The following is a 17,626-nucleotide window of genomic DNA, read 5'->3' as shown; positions in this document are numbered from 1 at the left end:
CCACACAAAATGACAACTCCAAGCAAGGAACAACCTCCTCAAAATCCGTCTTCACCAAAAAACCAAAAATTAAAGTACCTGGCAGCAAGTAATATTTTAGTTATTTTAATAGCTGCGATCCCATTTTTGTTTTATGTTAATGATATTTTCCCGGATGGTGCCATCTGGGAAAGTTCTTTTTTTACATACCAAAGTAAATATTATGAAAGCGTTAATGTATTTATCTGGGTCGTACTAGGCAAACTTATCCCCTTATCACTCTTTATCATTTGGTTTTTCACTTGTAAACATTGGTGGTACCTGGTCATATTGATACCTATTACTTTATATTCTTTTCAATTAACCTTTATTATTCTTGAAGATTCCGACCAGATAGATAGCGAACATTTTCATTATTTAATACCTGTCGTTATTATAGTCCTTAGCATAGTGTATACGTTTAGAACAAAAGTTTTTGATAAAATTCATAATATTGATTTGTCAGAATTAGATACCATAAAGGCATCTAATAAAAAATCTTGGTGGAACCGACTTCGTTAATTGTTTATTTAACTAGTTGATTTATTCGATATACTTTAGATCTATTAGCTATCATACGCATATATTTAAATACAAATCAACGAAATTTGGATGCTAATCATTTTTATTCGTAATTTGAAATACAGAATTTCACACAAATGAGCAATCCAACCTCTCCTTTTACCAAAGAACAACTCTTGCCACAGGAGGAAATGTTAGAAGTGGCGCGTAAAAAAGGAAAACTTTTTATTGGTATCCCCAAAGAAACCAGTTATCAGGAAAAACGTGTATGCCTAACCCCTGATGCCGTTGCAGCATTAACAGCACACGGTCATAGAGTACTGATCGAAACAAAAGCCGGATTAGGTGCAAGTTTTACGGATAGAGAATATAGCGAGGCAGGAGCAGAAATTACCAATGATACTAAAAGGGTATTTGGATGCCCTATCATCCTAAAAGTAGAGCCACCTTCTATTGAAGAATTAATATATATCAATCCACAAACCGTTCTAATTTCTGCTTTGCAGTTAAAAACTCAATCTAAAGAGTATTTTCAGGAACTGGCCAAAAAGAGAATTACGGCTTTAGGATTTGAATTTATTCGAGATGCAGACGGTGCGTATCCCGCTGTTCGTGCATTAAGCGAAATTGCAGGAACTGCCGCGGTCCTTATAGCTTCAGAGTTAATGAGTAGCGCTAAGCAAGGTTCTGGATTAATGATGGGTAATATAAGTGGTGTTCCACCGGTAGAAGTAGTTATCATTGGCGCAGGTACTGTAGGAGAATTTGCAGCACGTTCTGCCATAGGACTAGGTGCTAATGTAAAGGTATTTGACAATTCTATTACCAAACTGAGATGCATTCAAACACATGTTGGCAGACCGTTATATACCTCTACTATTCAACCAAAAAACTTATTAAAAGCGCTGAGAAGATGTGATGTAGTTATTGGAGCTGTCAGGGGTAAAAACCGATCCCCTATCATCGTATCCGAAAACATGGTGGAGCGTATGAAAACCGGTGCTGTGGTGATTGATGTAAGTATTGATATGGGCGGCTGTTTTGAAACTAGTGAAGTTACCTCTCACGATCACCCAACATTCGAAAAACACGGTGTTGTACACTATTGTGTTCCTAATATCCCCTCACGATATGCTAAGACATCATCTTTATCTATTAGTAATATATTCACGCCATATATACTACAAATTGGAGATGAAGGTGGCATAGAAAATGCTGTTCGCTTTGACCGTGGATTAAAAAGCGGGTTATATTTCTATCATGGGATTTTAACGAGTAAATCGATTGCAGATTGGTTTGATTTATCCTATAGAGATATAAACTTATTGATCCTTTAAAAAAGCTACAAAGTTTTTAAGAAGCAAAGTTGTAAAGATTATGAATCTTAAACATCTAATGATTTAAAAATCCAGTAATCTAAAACTCTTAACTCACAAACTTTACTTACTTTTGGGCATTCATTTTTGAACACATGAAACTAGCACATCGATTAGGATTTTACTTTTTTGGGTTTATTATCGGATTGTTTTTATTATTATTTTTCCTTGGAGGAAAAAAAGCGTCGTGCGATTATACCCCGAATGCGAGAGTATTAAAAAATATTAGAATTAAAGACCGTATATTTTCTAAAGAAGCATTGGCAATGATGAAAAACTACAGTATAGATACCTCGGACATTTCTAATATTCTAACATCCGGAAACGTCGATTTTGGAAAAAGTAATACTAAACTAGATTCTTGTAATACGTATTTTATTAAAGGGCAAGCTAATCAAAGAACAATTGGACTAATTATAGCTAATTGCGATTCTATTGCAAAGGTAAATACGTTGGAGATAATGAAATAATCATAGCTTTCTTCGCATGACCCAAAAATCAAAATCCTCTTTACCAATACTAAACGGATGTTCGCCTACAATTTCGTACTCATTACGTTTATAAAAGGAAACTGCTTTTTTATTCGATTTTAAAACAGATAACCAGATATCTTTACAATTATTTTCTATTGCTTTATCAAAAATCAATTGCTGTAATTTAGCACCAATTCCTTTGGATACATATTCGTTTAGAACATAAATTTTCTGAAGTTTACATACGCTGGTCGAAACAATAAATTCTGATGGTGTATTCAATTGAATTTTAGCATAACCAATTGGTGTTTTACCCATAAAAGCAATCCAAAACACATTATAAGGTTTTAAGATACTCCTATTTAATTTTTCTGCAGAAAATGTTTTTTCCAAATAATTTATTAAATCCCTTCTATCCTTAAACAAATGACCAAAAGACTGATCAAAAGTCTTTTTCCCTAGAAATGAAAGGTCCTTAATATCCTCCATTATTGCTATACGTATATTAATATTATTCATATCACATATCAAATCTGTAACAAAAAATGAAAACTTTATACTTATAAAATATAATACCTAAAACATCAAAAAATGAAATATAGCTCTGGAACAACTTTAGCATTATTTGGAATGTTTTTTTCAATATTTGGATTGACTATTCTAAAGGATTTTCATATCATTAATTATGTTGCACTAGCCTTAGGTTTTACTTTAGCAATTATCGGTGTCTATTTAGAACTAAAAACAAAAAAATAAAGTCCATCAGAATCCGAATTTATTTTACTCATCTCTCTCTTGGCTTTATAATTGTGTTCAAATCCAATAATTTTTTAAACTTTTCTAGATCTATCGGTTTATGAACAATTTTAGTGCTTACCGGATACTTATCCAATAGATGAGAAGGTCTGGTAGGTCTTTTTGTAAAACCACCCCCACAATTTGGACATACATTCTGTAAAATAGTATCTACACAATCTTTACAAAATGTACACTCAAAAGTGCAGATCATTGCTTCTTCACTATGATTTGGTAATAATTTGCTGCAATTTTCACAGGTTGGTCTTATTTCTAACATTACTATAAAATTACGAATTACGATAGCCAAATGATCTATTGAAAATCAGCTTTTACTGTTTATGCACTTTAATACCGCCTCTGGAACCTCGACCCCCTCAGGTAAATCTAATTCTGAAATAGGATCACTTGCTACTTGTCTTATCGGAACAACACCTGCCCAAATAGGTAAACTGTGATCTTCTTTTTCATCCACAACTCCTTCTGCTCTAACCTTTGCAGAGGCTGTATCTATGTTTATTGCTATGACCAACGTAGCATTAAACTCTTTATCGCTTGGCTTCCTTACATTATTCCAATGCCCCGGAACCATATGGTTCAAAATACAAGCTAAAGCATTCATCTTTTCTATAGGATCTTCCACTTTACGAACCATTCCAAAGACATTAACAGATCTATAATTCGCCGAATGATGAAATGCCGATCGTGCCAGAACCAACCCGTCTAAATGCGTAACTGAAATACTAGCGTTTCCTGCATTGAGTAAGTTAACCATCATTCTGTTTTTTAAAGATCCGTGAACATAAATAGTATTACCTTCTCTACCGTACGCGGTAGGTATTACGATTGCTTGATCATTCCATAAATAGCCAATGTGACATAAAAATGTATCATCAAGAATTTTATTGATTTCTTCTTTATTGTAACTAGCTCTTTTTGAACCTCTCACTACTTTATTGAGTGCGGTTACTTGATATTCGGACATAGTCTGTTTATTTTTTGATTTATCTCAAAATTAGTAGTTTTATGGTACGTTAAACTAATCCAGTTTTTATTATATGAGTAGTCCGGTAATATTTCCTTTTAAAAATAATATTGATTTAAACAGAAAATCTAATCGACATCTCTATTTACAATTATGCGATCAAATCATTGGATTTATTAAATCAGGTAAATTGGCTCCTTCGTCAAAACTGCCAGGATCTCGTAAACTATCTGAAGATTTGAAGGTCCATAGAAAAACAGTAATCGCCGCCTATGATGAACTTATATCGCAGGGTTGGATAGAAAGTATTCCTGCAAAAGGAACTTTTGTAAGTCAGGATTTACCAATTGTTAATCCTAAGAGACTTAAAAATTCTCATAATTCAAAAAAAAAGGAACAAAACGCAGGTTTTCCTTTTAAAAAACGCGAACACCTAGCTAGAAAAGGTATTGAAACAATAAAAGCTGTACTAATAGTAGATGAAGGAGTTCCTGATCATCGATTAGCTCCGATAGAAGATATTGCTAAAAATTACAGAAATATTACAAAGAAAGTACATCATAGAGAACTTCTAACATATGGAGACACCCACGGAAATATTGATTTGCGTAAAGCTTTGGTTTCTTATTTAAATCAATCAAGAGGACTGAAAACAACCATTGATAATATTTTAATAACACGAGGAAGTCAAATGGGAATCTATATCGCCAGCCAATTACTTCTCAATAATGAAAAAACAATTATCACAGGAAACACCAATTATATGACTGCCGATAATACGTTTACCGAAGCTAATGGACTCATCAAAAGAGTATCGGTTGACCAGTATGGAATCAGTACTAATGAAATTGAAAAAATTTGTAAAAAACAACAAATCAGCGCTGTGTATGTGACATCACATCATCATCATCCCACAACCGTTACTTTATCTGCCGAACGGCGTATGCATTTACTGGAATTAGCTCACCAGTATAATTTTGCAATTTTAGAAGATGACTACGATTACGATTTTCATTACAGTAATGCGCCTATTCTTCCATTAGCCAGTAATGATCTTTTTGGAAATGTCATTTATATTGGTGGTTTTACAAAAATCATAGCTCCTGCCCTACGCATAGGTTATTTTGTAGCTTCAAAAGACGTTGTGGATGAAGCAGCCAGCTTTAGACGTATTTTGGACAGACAAGGAGACACAGTACTAGAACAAACCTTGGCTAGAATGATTATCAATGGTGATGTACAAAGACATAGCAACAAAGTAAGAAAAATCTATAAAACCCGTAGAGATTTATTTTGTAGTCTTCTAAAGGAAAAACTAGGTGATTTCTTTGATTTTGAAGTTCCCCATGGTGGAATGGCAGTTTGGGTGCGGTTAAAACAACCTTACAATTGGGATGTCGTAATGACCGAAACTTTAAAACATAACGTAGCATTTAATCCTGAATGGAGACGTTATGACAACGACAACTCCGGTCATAATGGAATACGAATAGGATTTGCGGCTTTGAACGAAAAAGAAATCGCTAAGGTCATAAAGACCCTTGAAATCGTTATGAATTCTATTCAATAATTAAATCATATTTTCTTAATAAACCAATTAATCCTTCCTTCGAGAACGCCGCTTTCTTTAGTAAATTCTTTGAAGGATCAATATTAAACCCAAATGCTGTTCTAAAATCTACTTTCTCAGCATTTGTTTGTTCAAAGACAGCATTTGTCAAATCACAATTTTTGAATACAGACCCTGTTATCGTAGCCTCTGTAAAATCTACCCCTACGAGTTTGCAATCCTTAAACACTATATTTTTGATTGCGAAATCATAGAACGAAGCATACTCCATTATACAGTCTCTGAATTCTACAGAAAACATAAAATCATCACAATTACCGAAATGTACTCCTACCAACTTACAACCTTCAAAAACACAATGATCCCTAAAAGAAGCCTGTTTCATCAATACCTTGGTAAAATTACAATCCCTAAAAGTACATTCTAAAAATGTGACGACTGCTATATCAGCTTCGGTAAAGTCACAGTTCGCAAAGGTGCAGTTATCATATTCGCCGGAAGGTAATTTCTTTCCAGAAAAATTTTTATTCAAGAATTCCTGCTCTATTATTGCTGTAGTACTCATTCATTTCAATTAGAATTATAAAATTAATTATTTCTGCATCAATCTACAGAATCATTTAATTATTTCCTTTATAACATTTGCTAATTAGTGCTTTTTTAACTGATATGCTAAAACTTTTAAACCAATCCATATCATTAAGATCATATTAAGATAAAATTCAAACGAGATTAACTTTTAAGAATGTACTTTTGTTAGAATTGATTTTAAAAGGTGCACATACCCGGTGAATAATAATAAAAAGAAGAAATATAAATGGATAAAAGGATTATCTAAAATTGTTACAGGATTACTTTTAATTTTTATCCTTTTAGTTTTATTTATTAGAAGTCAGTGGGGTCAGAATATCATCGTTAATAGGTTAGTTTCCTATGCATCAGAAAAAACAGGAACTACGATAACGGTTGACAAGGCATATGTAACTTTTTCTGGAAATATCTTGGTAAAAGGACTTTATATAGAAGATCAAAAACAGGACACTTTATTATATTCAAAAAAACTGGAAGCCTCCTTAGCTTTGATTCCTTTAATTCGTGGAAAAAGCTATCATCTTAAATCCCTAGAGTGGAGTGGTGTTAACACTAACATTATCAAAACTGAAAAAACCAATTCTTACAATTTCGCTTTTATAATAGACGCTTTTAATTCTGACACAGCTCCAATTGAACCACAGGAAACAGCATCCAGTGTACCGATAAAAATCGGTGATCTTTCTCTATCTGATTTCGATATTAATTTCTTAGATGAAACGCTTGGAGTTGATAGCAAAATTAAACTTGGATCTCTGGAACTAGATGTTGATACTTTTAATCTCGATTCAATGAACTTTGAAATCGATGAACTAAATTTTAAAGATTCGGATATTGAGTTTAAACAGACTAAAACAATTCCAACAGATACAACTTCGGGAAACTCTATTTTACCTTTGATCAAAACTACAGAATTAAATATAAGCGAAGTAAAAATACATTACGAATCCATTCCTAATAAAATTAATTTTTCTTCAGATGTAGAAAAATTAAAAATTGAAAAAGGCATTGTGGATTTAAAGCAGCAAAAATACAGTACAGAACTACTAACTCTTTCCGATTCTAAAATATCCTTTACCGACTTAAGTGAAAGAGCAGAAAGTATACCTGAAAAAGATCAAGATTTTAATTGGCCTGATTTAAACGTACAAGCGGATAAAATATCTTTGCAAAACAATTCTTTTCTATATCGAAATACATTATCACCAGTTAATCCCAAAGAATTCAATTCGAAATATATTGATTTACAATCACTTAATTTTGTTGCAAATGACTTGCAGCTTGCTAAGGGTAAAGCCGATATCCAGTTACAAAAAGTTTCATTTATTGATCGCAGTGGGTTTAACTTACAACATCTTTCTTCTAAAATTAAAATTAATGAGTCTTCAAAATTAAGTATAGAAAATATAGCGATTAGCACAAATACTAGTAATCTAAAAGGTTCTGTACTTGTTTCTTATAATTCGCTCGCTGAATTTATAAAGAGTCCTGAAAGATCAACTTTTAAAATTGGACTGGATACCGTTAATCTTGGCATAAGCGATGCATACTATTTTCAATCAGATTTGGCGCAAAACGCTTACATAGACTCTTTGGCACAAAAAACAATTGGAGGCTCTTTCTTTGCAAACGGAAAAATTTCTAATTTGAAAACTGAAGTTCCAAGACTTTCCTGGGGAACCCAAACAACATTAGAAGTAAATGGAAGACTTAAAAACCTTCTCACGGGAAACGAAATCACTTTAGATTCTCTTTATTACCGTGTCAATTCAACAAATCAAGATATAAGAACATTTATTAACGAAAAAGACTTAGGTATCTCCATTCCTAAGAAATTGATCGTTGAGGGTCAGATCTCAGGATCAGTTCAAAAATTAAAAGGCACAACGAACATAAGGACCTCTATGGGATCTGTTGCTGTAAAGGGAAATTATTATAATAAAGACAAGATTTCATTTGATGGCAATGTAAATATAAAACAGCTTCAGTTACAGAACCTACTGAATAATGAACAGCTTGGCCCACTTACTGTTGCTGCTAACATCTCTGGATCAGGAACTTCAATAAACACCTTAAATGCTACCTTAGATTCTGATTTCAAACAACTAACCTTGAATGAATACGACTTTTCAGATTTACAACTGGATGGTAAACTAACTAATGGAAAAGGTAAGGTCAAAGCTAATTTTAAGGATAATAATCTTAACTTTCTTTTAGATACAAATGTTGTCTTAGATTCGATTTCACCTCAATTTGATGGAGTTGTAGATCTAAAAGGTGCCGACTTAAATGGATTGGGAGTTACCCAAGATATTATTAAAACACAATTTAAATTATTTTTTGATTTTGAGGGAAACGCAAAAAATTTTAAACTAGATAGCAAGATCGAAGATGCCTTAGTGGTAAAGGCAAATGAACCTTATCCCGTAAGTGATATACAAATCAATGCGCTTAGCAATAAGAACCAATCAAAAATATCGATAGATAGTAGATTTCTGAATGCCAATTTATCTGCAAATACAGGGTTAGAGCAAATATCGTCTTCCTTAAAAAATCAATTGAAAACTTATATTTCAACATCCAGGATAAAAGACACTATTAGTAAGTCGGTAAAGATTGATATGGATCTGGTCCTTAGAGAAAAACCAGTGGTAAGTGATATCCTATTACCGGGAATTAAGGAGTTAGATTCCATTACGGCACGTATTAAATTCATAGAAGACAAAGAAGTATTTAACGTAAGTTTAAACGCCCCTTCATTAAACTATAATGGTACTAGCTTAGATGGCCTTAGCTTAAACATCGACGGTGATCAGAAGGATTTGAATTTTTCTATGAGATGGACAAATATTTTATCAGATCCCATTCATATCAATAAAACTTCGTTTGAAGGCGTACTTAAAGATCAAACTTTACTGTTGGATTTTAGGACAAACAATGAGACAGACGAGATTGCATATCTTAGATCAGAGTTACGACTAAAAAATGATACTCTATACTACCATATCGATCCATCATCTATAGTTTTCGATAAAAATCCTTGGTCAATCGCTTCCAATAATCAAATTACCATTGCGAAAAATCATCTGGAATTTCGAGATTTTCAACTATCTCAAAACCAACAAGAAATATCTATAACTTCAAACGATCCTTCTATTGATAAAAAACATGTGAGTATTTCTTTCGACAGATTTTATCTCTCTACCTTCACCTCTATTCTTAGTAACGATGAAATCCTTGCAAATGGAATTGTTAATGGTAAATTAATTATCGAAAATCCATTTGATGAAACCGGATTAGTGGCTGATCTTGAGATAGGTAATTTAGAGGTTACTGAAATACCTCTGGGCGATCTAAATTTGAATGCTACCTCTAAGAGCTTTCAAAATTACGATCTTACGTTATCACTTAACGGAGAAAATGCTAAACTAAGTCTTGAAGGAGATTATAAAGCAAGAGAAAAAGCGGCGGACATCAATTTTGATTTTAAACTCGAAAGACTAAATGTAAAAGTAATAGAGAAGTTTATTGACGATCAGATTTCGGACACAAAAGGTTTAATCACCGGAAATGCAAAAATAACAGGAACAACTCTAAATCCTTTATACAACGGCATTTTTCATTTTGAAAATACCAGTATGATCGTGAATACTTTGAATACAAGATTCACATTACCTGAAGAAAATATCAAAATTGATAACTCAGGATTGTTTTTAAACAATTTTACGATTGCCGATAGTAACCAAAATACCTTTTCTCTTGACGGAAAAATAGAAACAAAAAAATTAACTAATCCAAATTTTGATCTTACCCTTAATACTAAAAATTTCCAGATATTGAATGCGACCAGAGAAGACAATGATCTGTTCTTTGGTAAAGTAAAAATCACCGCGGATTTAAAAATTCAAGGTGATTTAAACGTACCCAAAATAAGAGGTAATCTTGCAATAGATGAAGGATCAAACTTTACCTTAATCGTCCCTGAATCTCAACTAGAAATCAAAGAACGAGAAGGAGTCGTAGTATTTGTAAATCGTGAAAACCCTGACGCCATTATTACTCGAGTCGAAGAAGATCAATATTCCACAGCATTACTAAAAGGATACGACGTTAATACAAAGTTGAAAATTGATAAAGGCTCGGTATTTAAAATCATAATCGATGAACGAAGTAAAGATAACTTTCAGATTTCTGGCAAAGGAGAGTTTAAGTTTGGTATGGAACCCAATGGTAGAACAACACTATCTGGTAGATATGATATCAATGATGGACACTATGAAGTAAGCTTATACAATTTAGTAAAACGAAAATTTACGATTGCTCCCGGTGGATCTATAACCTGGCTGGGGGATCCACTAGATGCTAAGCTGGATGTGACTGCAATCTATAACGTCGAAACATCAGCGGCTTCCTTAATGGCTGCAAAAACTTCTGGAGAATCTGCTGGTGTAGTCAATCGATTCAGACAAAAACTTCCTTTTCTGGTATATCTAAATGTAGATGGAGAACTCTTAGAACCAGAAATTTCATTTCAATTAGACATGCCCGAAGACGAGCAGGGCGCATTGGGCGGAGAGGTATACGGACAGGTGCAACAGCTCAACAATCAAGAAGAAGCTCTAAACAAACAAGTGTTTTCGCTTTTAGTATTAAATAGATTCTTTCCAGAATCAGGTAGTGATGGTAGTAATGGAGGTGCCGTTTCTATAGCAAGAGACAACGTAAACAAAGTTCTATCTGGACAACTTAATAATTTTTCAGAAAAACTAATCGGAGATACCGGAATCGAACTGGATTTTGGCTTAAACAGTTATACAGATTATCAAGGAAACGCTCCGCAAAATAGAACACAACTGGAGATCAATGCACAAAAAAGATTATTTGATGATCGATTAATTGTACAGGTAGGAAGTGATGTCGATATCGAAGGAAGTAGTCAAAACACAGGAGAAAGCACTCCGGTGATAGGTAACGTAAGTCTGGAATATTTACTAACCAAAAATGGAAGATATCGGCTGAAAGGCTTTAGAAAGAATGAGTTCGAAAGTGTAATTGATGGGCAATTGGTAGTAACCGGAATTGCATTTATTTTTAATAGAGAATTTAATAAATTCAAAGAATTATTTTCCAAATCTGTAAGAGAATTGGAGGAACAAAAACGTAATAAAAAAGAAAACTAACCTTGAATAAAAGTTTCCTATTTCTTATAAGTATGATACTTCTGCAGTATTCTTGTGGAGTTAAAAGGTTTATTCCTGATGGTGAAAAACTATATACAGGTGCAACCTTGTCCTTAGAAACTGATGAAAAAGTCAAGAACCTGAAGGCCATTGAACAGGAAGTAGAAACCGTAGTAGGACCAGAGCCTAACACCAAAATTTTAGGTGTCAAGTTGGGATTATACGCTTATTACAAAAATCAACAAGAACATCCGGGTTTTATCAATAAATTTTTATACAATACCTTTGGAGAAGAACCTGTATACCTGTCTGATATAGATAGGGATCGTATCACAGAGTTGATAGATAATCGTCTGGAAAATAGAGGTTTTTTTAGAAATATAATTAATTCTGAAGTCTATAAAGACAGTGCTTCAGCTTCTATCGCCTATAATGTTTCTATTAGAAGGCCATACACCTTAGAGACCTATCAATTAGACTCTATACGATATCCTATTGTAAAGGATATAAAATCAACTTTTGCGAGTAGTCCTATCAATAAAGGAGATCGTTTTGATTTAGCTCTTTTTGAATTAGAAAGAGAGCGGATTGATAAATCACTTAAAGCTAAAGGATATTATAACTTCAATGCGGACTTTCTAATTTTTGAAGCGGATACCAATCAATATAAAAACAAGCGTTATGATCTATTCTTACGATTAAAAAAAGATGTTCCTGAAAAGTCGCTGGTTCCTTACCGAATTAACAAAGTAAATGTGTACCCTAATTATTCTATAGATACAGATAGTATTTCAAAGGATACCACCCAATATTCAAATATTAATTTTATTCAAAGTCAAGAATTTTTTAAACCAAAGCGTTTAGAGTCTTACATTCTTTTTGAGAAAGGTCAATTATATAATCCTACCATCTCTAAAAGAACCAGCAATCGATTATCGTCTATAGGAACTTATAAATTTATAAATATAGAATATGATGTTTTGGATACTGGTGCAAACGGTACAGGCGAAGGTAATCTTACCGCCAATATTTATTTATCACCCCTTAATAAGCGTGCAATCAGAGCAGAATTACAGGCAGTTTCAAAATCCAATAATTTTGTCGGTCCTAATCTACTCGTTACTTATGCCAACAGAAATCTTTTTAGAGGAGGAGAAACACTAAACATAACGGCCTCTCTAGGATATGAAACACAATTATCAGGTAATGAAAACCGAGGGCTTAGCAGCACACAAATTGGATTAAAATCAGATCTGATTTTTCCTAGGTTGCTATTTCCGATTGAAATTATAGATCGGTTTAAATATGCTGTTCCAAAAACCATTGTTAGTGCAGGTTTCGAATATCTTAACAGAAGTAAATTGTATAGCCTAAATTCTTTGAATGCTACCTTTGGATATAGTTGGAATGCCAATCGCTTTGTAAACCATGAACTGGATCCAATCAGTATCAACTATGTCAATCTTTCTAACACAACACAAGAATTTGAAGATATTCTGAATGAAAATCCTTTTTTGGCAAGTAGTTTTGAACAACAATTTATTGCCGGACTCACCTACTCTTTTACATATAACGAACTCAATGATTCTTCTATTAGAAATTCACTATATTTTAATTTTAATTTTGATATCGCCGGAAATACCATAAGTCTATTTGGAAAAGAAACCGGAGGAAAAAGTTCTAAAACGTTTTTAGATTTAGAATATGCACAATACGTTAAAGCTGATATAGATTTTAGATATCACTTTAGCTTAGGTAAAGATCAAAAATTAGTGACTCGTCTGTTTGGTGGTTGGGGTCTGGCTTATGGAAACTCTGAAACTTTACCTTTTTCTAAGCAATATTTTTCTGGAGGTCCGTTTAGCGTTAGGGCATTTAGAATACGATCACTTGGCCCCGGAACCTATACTCCTATCGAAGGAGATTCAGGATCCTTTTTTGACAGATCTGGAGACATTCGACTAGAGGCTAATCTGGAATATAGGTTTCCCATTATACCTTACCTAAAAGGAGCTGTTTTTGCTGATGCTGGTAATGTTTGGTTGATGGAAGAAAACGACGCATTATCCGGTGGAAAGTTTTCTTCAAATTTCTTAAGTGAGCTTGGAGCCGGAGCCGGCGTTGGGTTGAGAGTTGATATTCAGAATTTTGTGATACGATTTGATCTTGCTGCTCCCTTCTTGGATCCATCAGAAGTAGAAAAGGGATTCGATTTTGATGTAGCTAATCCAATTTTAAACTTTGCCATTGGGTATCCTTTTTAAAAGGGACTTTATTTGATCCTCCAAGGCGGATTTTTACGATTATCGCCCGCAGAATACAAAATGATTTGGTTTCCATCAGGATCCTTTAATCTGGCTTCTCTCCATAACCATCTCTGATCGGTTGGCATTTGGTCAAAATGGATTCCTTCATTAAGTAATCGTTCTACCTCTTTATCGAGTTGTTCTGTTTCAAAATATACATAAACTCCATCACCAACAGGTAATTTTTCAACCTGATGAATCGAAAAAGTAGCATCTCCCTCCTTACATTCGAAACGTGCATAATGAGGTAATGCTTTTACAATCAATCGTAAACCAAGTTTTTCGTAAAACGTGATAGATTGCTCTACGTTAAATGATGGGACTGTTACTTGATTTAGGTTCATTGCTTAAAAATGATTACATATAATAAATTTTATACAACACTTATCTCTCTGTCAAAATACATCCAGACATCTTCCTCACAAGGGGAAAAGAAGCTATATTTATTCTTTTAGTAAATCTTTTGACTGAAGAATCGTTAACATTAAATTGTTGCATTACACGTAACCCGAATTTAACATTTCAAAAATCACAACTTTCGTCTTTTTCTTTCCTTGGATAATAAATCTAATTCTCTGGTCGTTTGTCCTGCAACCGAAGTGTTCTCCTCTGCTCTACGAATCAAATACGGCATCACGTCTCTTACAGGACCAAAAGGCAAATATTTAGCAACATTATAACCCTCTGCAGCCAGATTGAAACTTATATGATCACTCATTCCGAATAACTGCCCCAGCCAGACCCTTGGATCATTCTTCACTATTTTTTGTGTTCGCATTAACTCGATCGCCTGATAACAACTATCTTCATTATGAGTACCAATAAAGACCGAAATATCTTCAAGGTTTTGTAATGTATATTCTAGTGTAGTGTTGAAATTTAGATCAGTGGCAGCTTTACTTTCACAAATTGGTGAAGGATATCCTTTTTCCAAAGCGCGATCGTTTTCTTTTTCCATATAAGCACCACGCACGATCTTCATTCCAATCTTGTATCCTGATTCTTTAGCTTCTTTATGTAATTTTTTTAAATAGTCGAATCTATCGTGTCTATACAATTGTAGAGTATTATACACAATTGCTTTCTCCTTATTATATTTGGCCATCATTTTTGCTACCAACTCATCTGCAGCATCCTGCATCCAGCTTTCTTCTCCATCAATTAAAAGAGGCACATCACATTCATATGCCTTTCTACACACCTGATCAAAACGCTCTTCTATCCTATTCCATTCTTTTTCTTCGGCTGCGGTTAACGGAGTGCCTTCTGTTTTCTTTTGCCAGACCAAAAAACGTCCAAATCCGGTAGGTTTAAATACTCCGAACGGTATTGCCTCTTTTTGATCCACAAAATCAAGAATCTCCATAGTTTTTTCCAGTACGTGATCAAACTGAGCTTCTTCTTCTTTTCCTTCTACAGAATAATCCAATACAGACGAAACTCTGCCTTTTTCGTACATTTTATCTACTACAGGCAAACAATCTTCTTCATCCACACCTCCACAAAAATGATCAAATACCGTGGCCCTAATTAATCCTTTAACCGGTAAATGTGCTTTAAGAGCAAAGTTCGTTACCGCAGTACCGATCCGCACAAGTGGCTCATTAGCAATCATTTTAAAAAGAAAATAAGCTCTCTCTAGTTCAGAATCACTTTTTAGAGCAAAAGCGGTCTCTGTATTATCAAACAAAGTACGTTCTTTCATCAAGTATCTATATTAAATATTCATAACAAAAAGAGTGAATTCAACCAAATTATAATGATATTATCATTTACCACCTCATTGTTTTAAGATATCTGCAAATATAGAACTTGGAAGTTTATTTTATTACAAATTCTACTTAATTTCACAGCCTTTTAAAACACCTTATATGAAGCCTATTGTTTCTAGAGACTCTATCGTTTATTTTAATGACGACTGTTACACTGCATTAAATACATATTTAAAAAAAGCGAATCACTCTAAGATTTTTATTCTTGTAGATAGTAACACCTATGAGAATTGTTATGCCTATTTTATGAGTAATGTAGAAGGAGATTATGAAATTGAAGTAATCGAGATAGAACCAGGCGAGATTAATAAAAATATCGAAACTTGCAGTAGTATTTGGAGTGTATTGGCAGAATATGGAGCAGATAGAAAAAGTTTGTTGATCAATCTTGGAGGTGGTGTGGTTACAGATCTTGGGGGGTTCATTGCTTGTACATTTAAACGTGGTATTAACTATATCAATGTACCAACATCCCTTTTGGCCATGGTAGATGCTTCGGTAGGTGGAAAAACGGGTGTGGATCTAGGTAATCTAAAAAATATGGTAGGTGTGATCAGTGAATCCGAAATGGTATTGGTAGATACTGAATTTTTAGGAACCTTACCTGTCAACCAGATGTGCAGCGGTTTTGCCGAAATGTTGAAACATGGATTGATACAAGATAAAGGCTATTGGGAAAAAATGAGTGATCTCTCTAAACTTACCACAGATGATCTGGATCAATTGATTTATGATTCTGTTGTGATCAAAAATAAAATTGTTTTTGAAGATCCAACAGAGCAAAACATTAGAAAGTACTTAAATTTTGGACATACCTTAGGTCACGCTATTGAATCTTTTTATTTGACACATCCTGAAAAACCTGAATTATTACACGGAGAAGCTATTGCCATCGGAATGATTTTGGAAGGATTTATTTCTGCCGCACAACTATCACTAACCAAAGAAGAACTCACACGAATAAGCCAAGTGATTTTGGCAACTTTTCCAAAAGTTGATATAGACCCCAAAGATTATAACAAAATTATGGAACTACTGGTACACGATAAAAAGAATGAGAAGGGAAATATTTATTTCGTATTGCTTAATACCATTGGTGATGCTAAATATAACTGCATTGTTTCTGATGATTTGATTATGGACGCTTTTGAGTACTATGCCTCATTATAATTCGGTTTGATTTAATATCTTTAAACCTAATTAAAAACAAACCTCTTGAAAAAACGACTCTTTAAACTCCTCAAAATATTCTTCACCAGTTTATTAGTGATTATCATTTTTTTGGTAGCAATCCTTTATTTCTCCTTAAATAAAAAGATGCCAGAAGGAACATCAGGTCCTGAAGCCGATAATTTTGCCTTAAAAATTCAGGAGGCGGTTCAGCATGATAAGTATATAAATACAGATTATATACAATGGACATTTCGGAATAAAAATCACTATCTCTGGAACAAAAAGGCTGGAAAAGTCGAGGTGAAATTAGATGATTTTCAGGCTAATCTGGATCTTATCAACTCTGAAAACAGTCGAGTGTTGGGAGATGATGATTTAATTAGCGAGGAGAAAAGTAAAATGATTCAAAAAGCTTTGGATAACTTTAATAATGATTCTTTTTGGATCGTCGCACCACATAAGCTATTTGATCTAGGTGTTACAAGAAAATTAGTCGATCTTGAAGACAGCAGCAAAGGTCTACTGGTTACCTATAGTTCTGGTGGTACGACGCCTGGAGACTCTTATTTATGGAAAGTAGACGAAAACTATATACCAAAAAGTTATCAAATGTGGGTTTCTATATTACCCATTGGTGGTATTGAAGCCACCTGGGAAGATTGGAAAACTACTAAAAGTGGTGCGTATCTCGCCCAACAACATAAACTCCTGGGCTTTGGAATCCCGATAAGCAACCTGAAAGCCTGGAATGAATAGTTGATGGTTGATTGAAAGTAATTAAAAAACTTTATACTAACTAACCCATTTAGTTTTCTTTATTCTTTATTCTTTTCTCTCTATACTATTTATTCTTTACTATTTACTT

General features: G+C 33.7%; 15 protein-coding genes. 9 read left to right on the top strand and 6 right to left on the bottom strand.

The annotated features are described in order from the left end of the window. Window positions 1-9: 9 nt before the first annotated feature. The 3 genes from ACE94K_RS14320 (at window position 10) to ACE94K_RS14310 (ending at window position 2,386) form a co-directional block, all read left to right on the top strand. Window positions 10-540, top strand: a complete 531-nt coding sequence (locus ACE94K_RS14320; RefSeq protein WP_378173539.1) for a hypothetical protein — start codon at window positions 10-12, stop codon at window positions 538-540. A gap of 137 nt (window positions 541-677) precedes the next feature. Beyond that, window positions 678-1,877, top strand: coding sequence for an alanine dehydrogenase (locus ACE94K_RS14315; RefSeq protein WP_378173536.1), 1,200 nt, complete (start codon window positions 678-680; stop codon window positions 1,875-1,877). 134 nt (window positions 1,878-2,011) lie between these two features. Then, entirely contained in the window at window positions 2,012-2,386 is a 375-nt protein-coding gene (locus tag ACE94K_RS14310; RefSeq protein ID WP_378173533.1) for a DUF4258 domain-containing protein, read from the top strand. On the opposite strand, the gene ACE94K_RS14305 is transcribed toward ACE94K_RS14310, so the two are convergent. Continuing rightward, entirely contained in the window at window positions 2,387-2,878 is a 492-nt protein-coding gene (locus tag ACE94K_RS14305; protein ID WP_378173530.1) for a GNAT family N-acetyltransferase, read from the bottom strand. A gap of 102 nt (window positions 2,879-2,980) precedes the next feature. Between ACE94K_RS14305 and ACE94K_RS14300 the strand changes: the two genes are divergently transcribed. Continuing rightward, on the top strand, window positions 2,981-3,145 hold the full coding sequence (locus ACE94K_RS14300) for a hypothetical protein (protein ID WP_378173527.1): 165 nt from the start codon (window positions 2,981-2,983) through the stop codon (window positions 3,143-3,145). Window positions 3,146-3,173: 28 nt separating this feature from the next. Here the strand turns inward: ACE94K_RS14300 and ACE94K_RS14295 are convergent, their stop codons facing one another. Together ACE94K_RS14295 and ACE94K_RS14290 are read right to left on the bottom strand one after the other, a co-directional pair. Next, complete coding sequence (locus tag ACE94K_RS14295) at window positions 3,174-3,464, bottom strand: DUF1272 domain-containing protein (RefSeq protein ID WP_378173524.1); 291 nt, start codon at window positions 3,462-3,464, stop codon at window positions 3,174-3,176. 45 nt (window positions 3,465-3,509) lie between these two features. Beyond that, complete coding sequence (locus ACE94K_RS14290) at window positions 3,510-4,169, bottom strand: pyridoxamine 5'-phosphate oxidase family protein (RefSeq protein ID WP_378173521.1); 660 nt, start codon at window positions 4,167-4,169, stop codon at window positions 3,510-3,512. Between the two features lie 73 nt (window positions 4,170-4,242). On the opposite strand from ACE94K_RS14290, the gene ACE94K_RS14285 reads away from it, so the two are divergent. Then, entirely contained in the window at window positions 4,243-5,739 is a 1,497-nt protein-coding gene (locus ACE94K_RS14285) for a PLP-dependent aminotransferase family protein (RefSeq protein ID WP_378173518.1), read from the top strand. Here ACE94K_RS14285 and ACE94K_RS14280 read toward each other — a convergent pair. Next, window positions 5,729-6,304: a pentapeptide repeat-containing protein gene (locus tag ACE94K_RS14280; RefSeq protein ID WP_378173516.1), complete on the bottom strand. Its 576-nt coding sequence runs from the start codon at window positions 6,302-6,304 to the stop codon at window positions 5,729-5,731. The genes ACE94K_RS14285 and ACE94K_RS14280 overlap by 11 nt on opposite strands. Before the next feature lie 223 nt (window positions 6,305-6,527). Between ACE94K_RS14280 and ACE94K_RS14275 the strand changes: the two genes are divergently transcribed. Together ACE94K_RS14275 and ACE94K_RS14270 are read left to right on the top strand one after the other, a co-directional pair. Beyond that, window positions 6,528-11,510 carry a translocation/assembly module TamB domain-containing protein gene (locus tag ACE94K_RS14275; protein WP_378173513.1) on the top strand — a complete coding sequence of 1,661 codons (4,983 nt, stop codon included), beginning with the start codon at window positions 6,528-6,530 and terminating at the stop codon, window positions 11,508-11,510. 32 nt (window positions 11,511-11,542) lie between these two features. Next, window positions 11,543-13,774, top strand: coding sequence for a BamA/TamA family outer membrane protein (locus tag ACE94K_RS14270; RefSeq protein WP_378173510.1), 2,232 nt, complete (start codon window positions 11,543-11,545; stop codon window positions 13,772-13,774). Window positions 13,775-13,782: 8 nt separating this feature from the next. On the opposite strand, the gene ACE94K_RS14265 is transcribed toward ACE94K_RS14270, so the two are convergent. Both ACE94K_RS14265 and ACE94K_RS14260 read right to left on the bottom strand, forming a co-directional pair. After that, window positions 13,783-14,160 (bottom strand): VOC family protein, encoded by a 378-nt coding sequence (locus tag ACE94K_RS14265; protein ID WP_378173507.1) that lies wholly within the window; start codon window positions 14,158-14,160, stop codon window positions 13,783-13,785. A gap of 185 nt (window positions 14,161-14,345) precedes the next feature. Then, window positions 14,346-15,521, bottom strand: a complete 1,176-nt coding sequence (locus tag ACE94K_RS14260; RefSeq protein WP_378173505.1) for a proline dehydrogenase family protein — start codon at window positions 15,519-15,521, stop codon at window positions 14,346-14,348. Between the two features lie 166 nt (window positions 15,522-15,687). Here ACE94K_RS14260 and aroB point away from each other — a divergent pair, with 166 nt between their 5' ends. Together aroB and ACE94K_RS14250 are read left to right on the top strand one after the other, a co-directional pair. Continuing rightward, window positions 15,688-16,758 carry a 3-dehydroquinate synthase gene (gene aroB, locus ACE94K_RS14255; protein ID WP_378173502.1) on the top strand — a complete coding sequence of 357 codons (1,071 nt, stop codon included), beginning with the start codon at window positions 15,688-15,690 and terminating at the stop codon, window positions 16,756-16,758. 45 nt (window positions 16,759-16,803) lie between these two features. Then, window positions 16,804-17,517, top strand: coding sequence for a hypothetical protein (locus ACE94K_RS14250; RefSeq protein ID WP_378173499.1), 714 nt, complete (start codon window positions 16,804-16,806; stop codon window positions 17,515-17,517). Window positions 17,518-17,626: the final 109 nt, after the last annotated feature.

Origin of the sequence: Aquimarina besae (assembly GCF_042434905.1) — a bacterium.
GTDB lineage: Bacteria > Bacteroidota > Bacteroidia > Flavobacteriales > Flavobacteriaceae > Aquimarina.
Note: the sequence above shows the minus strand (reverse complement) of the source record. Positions and strands in the feature narration are given on the sequence as shown.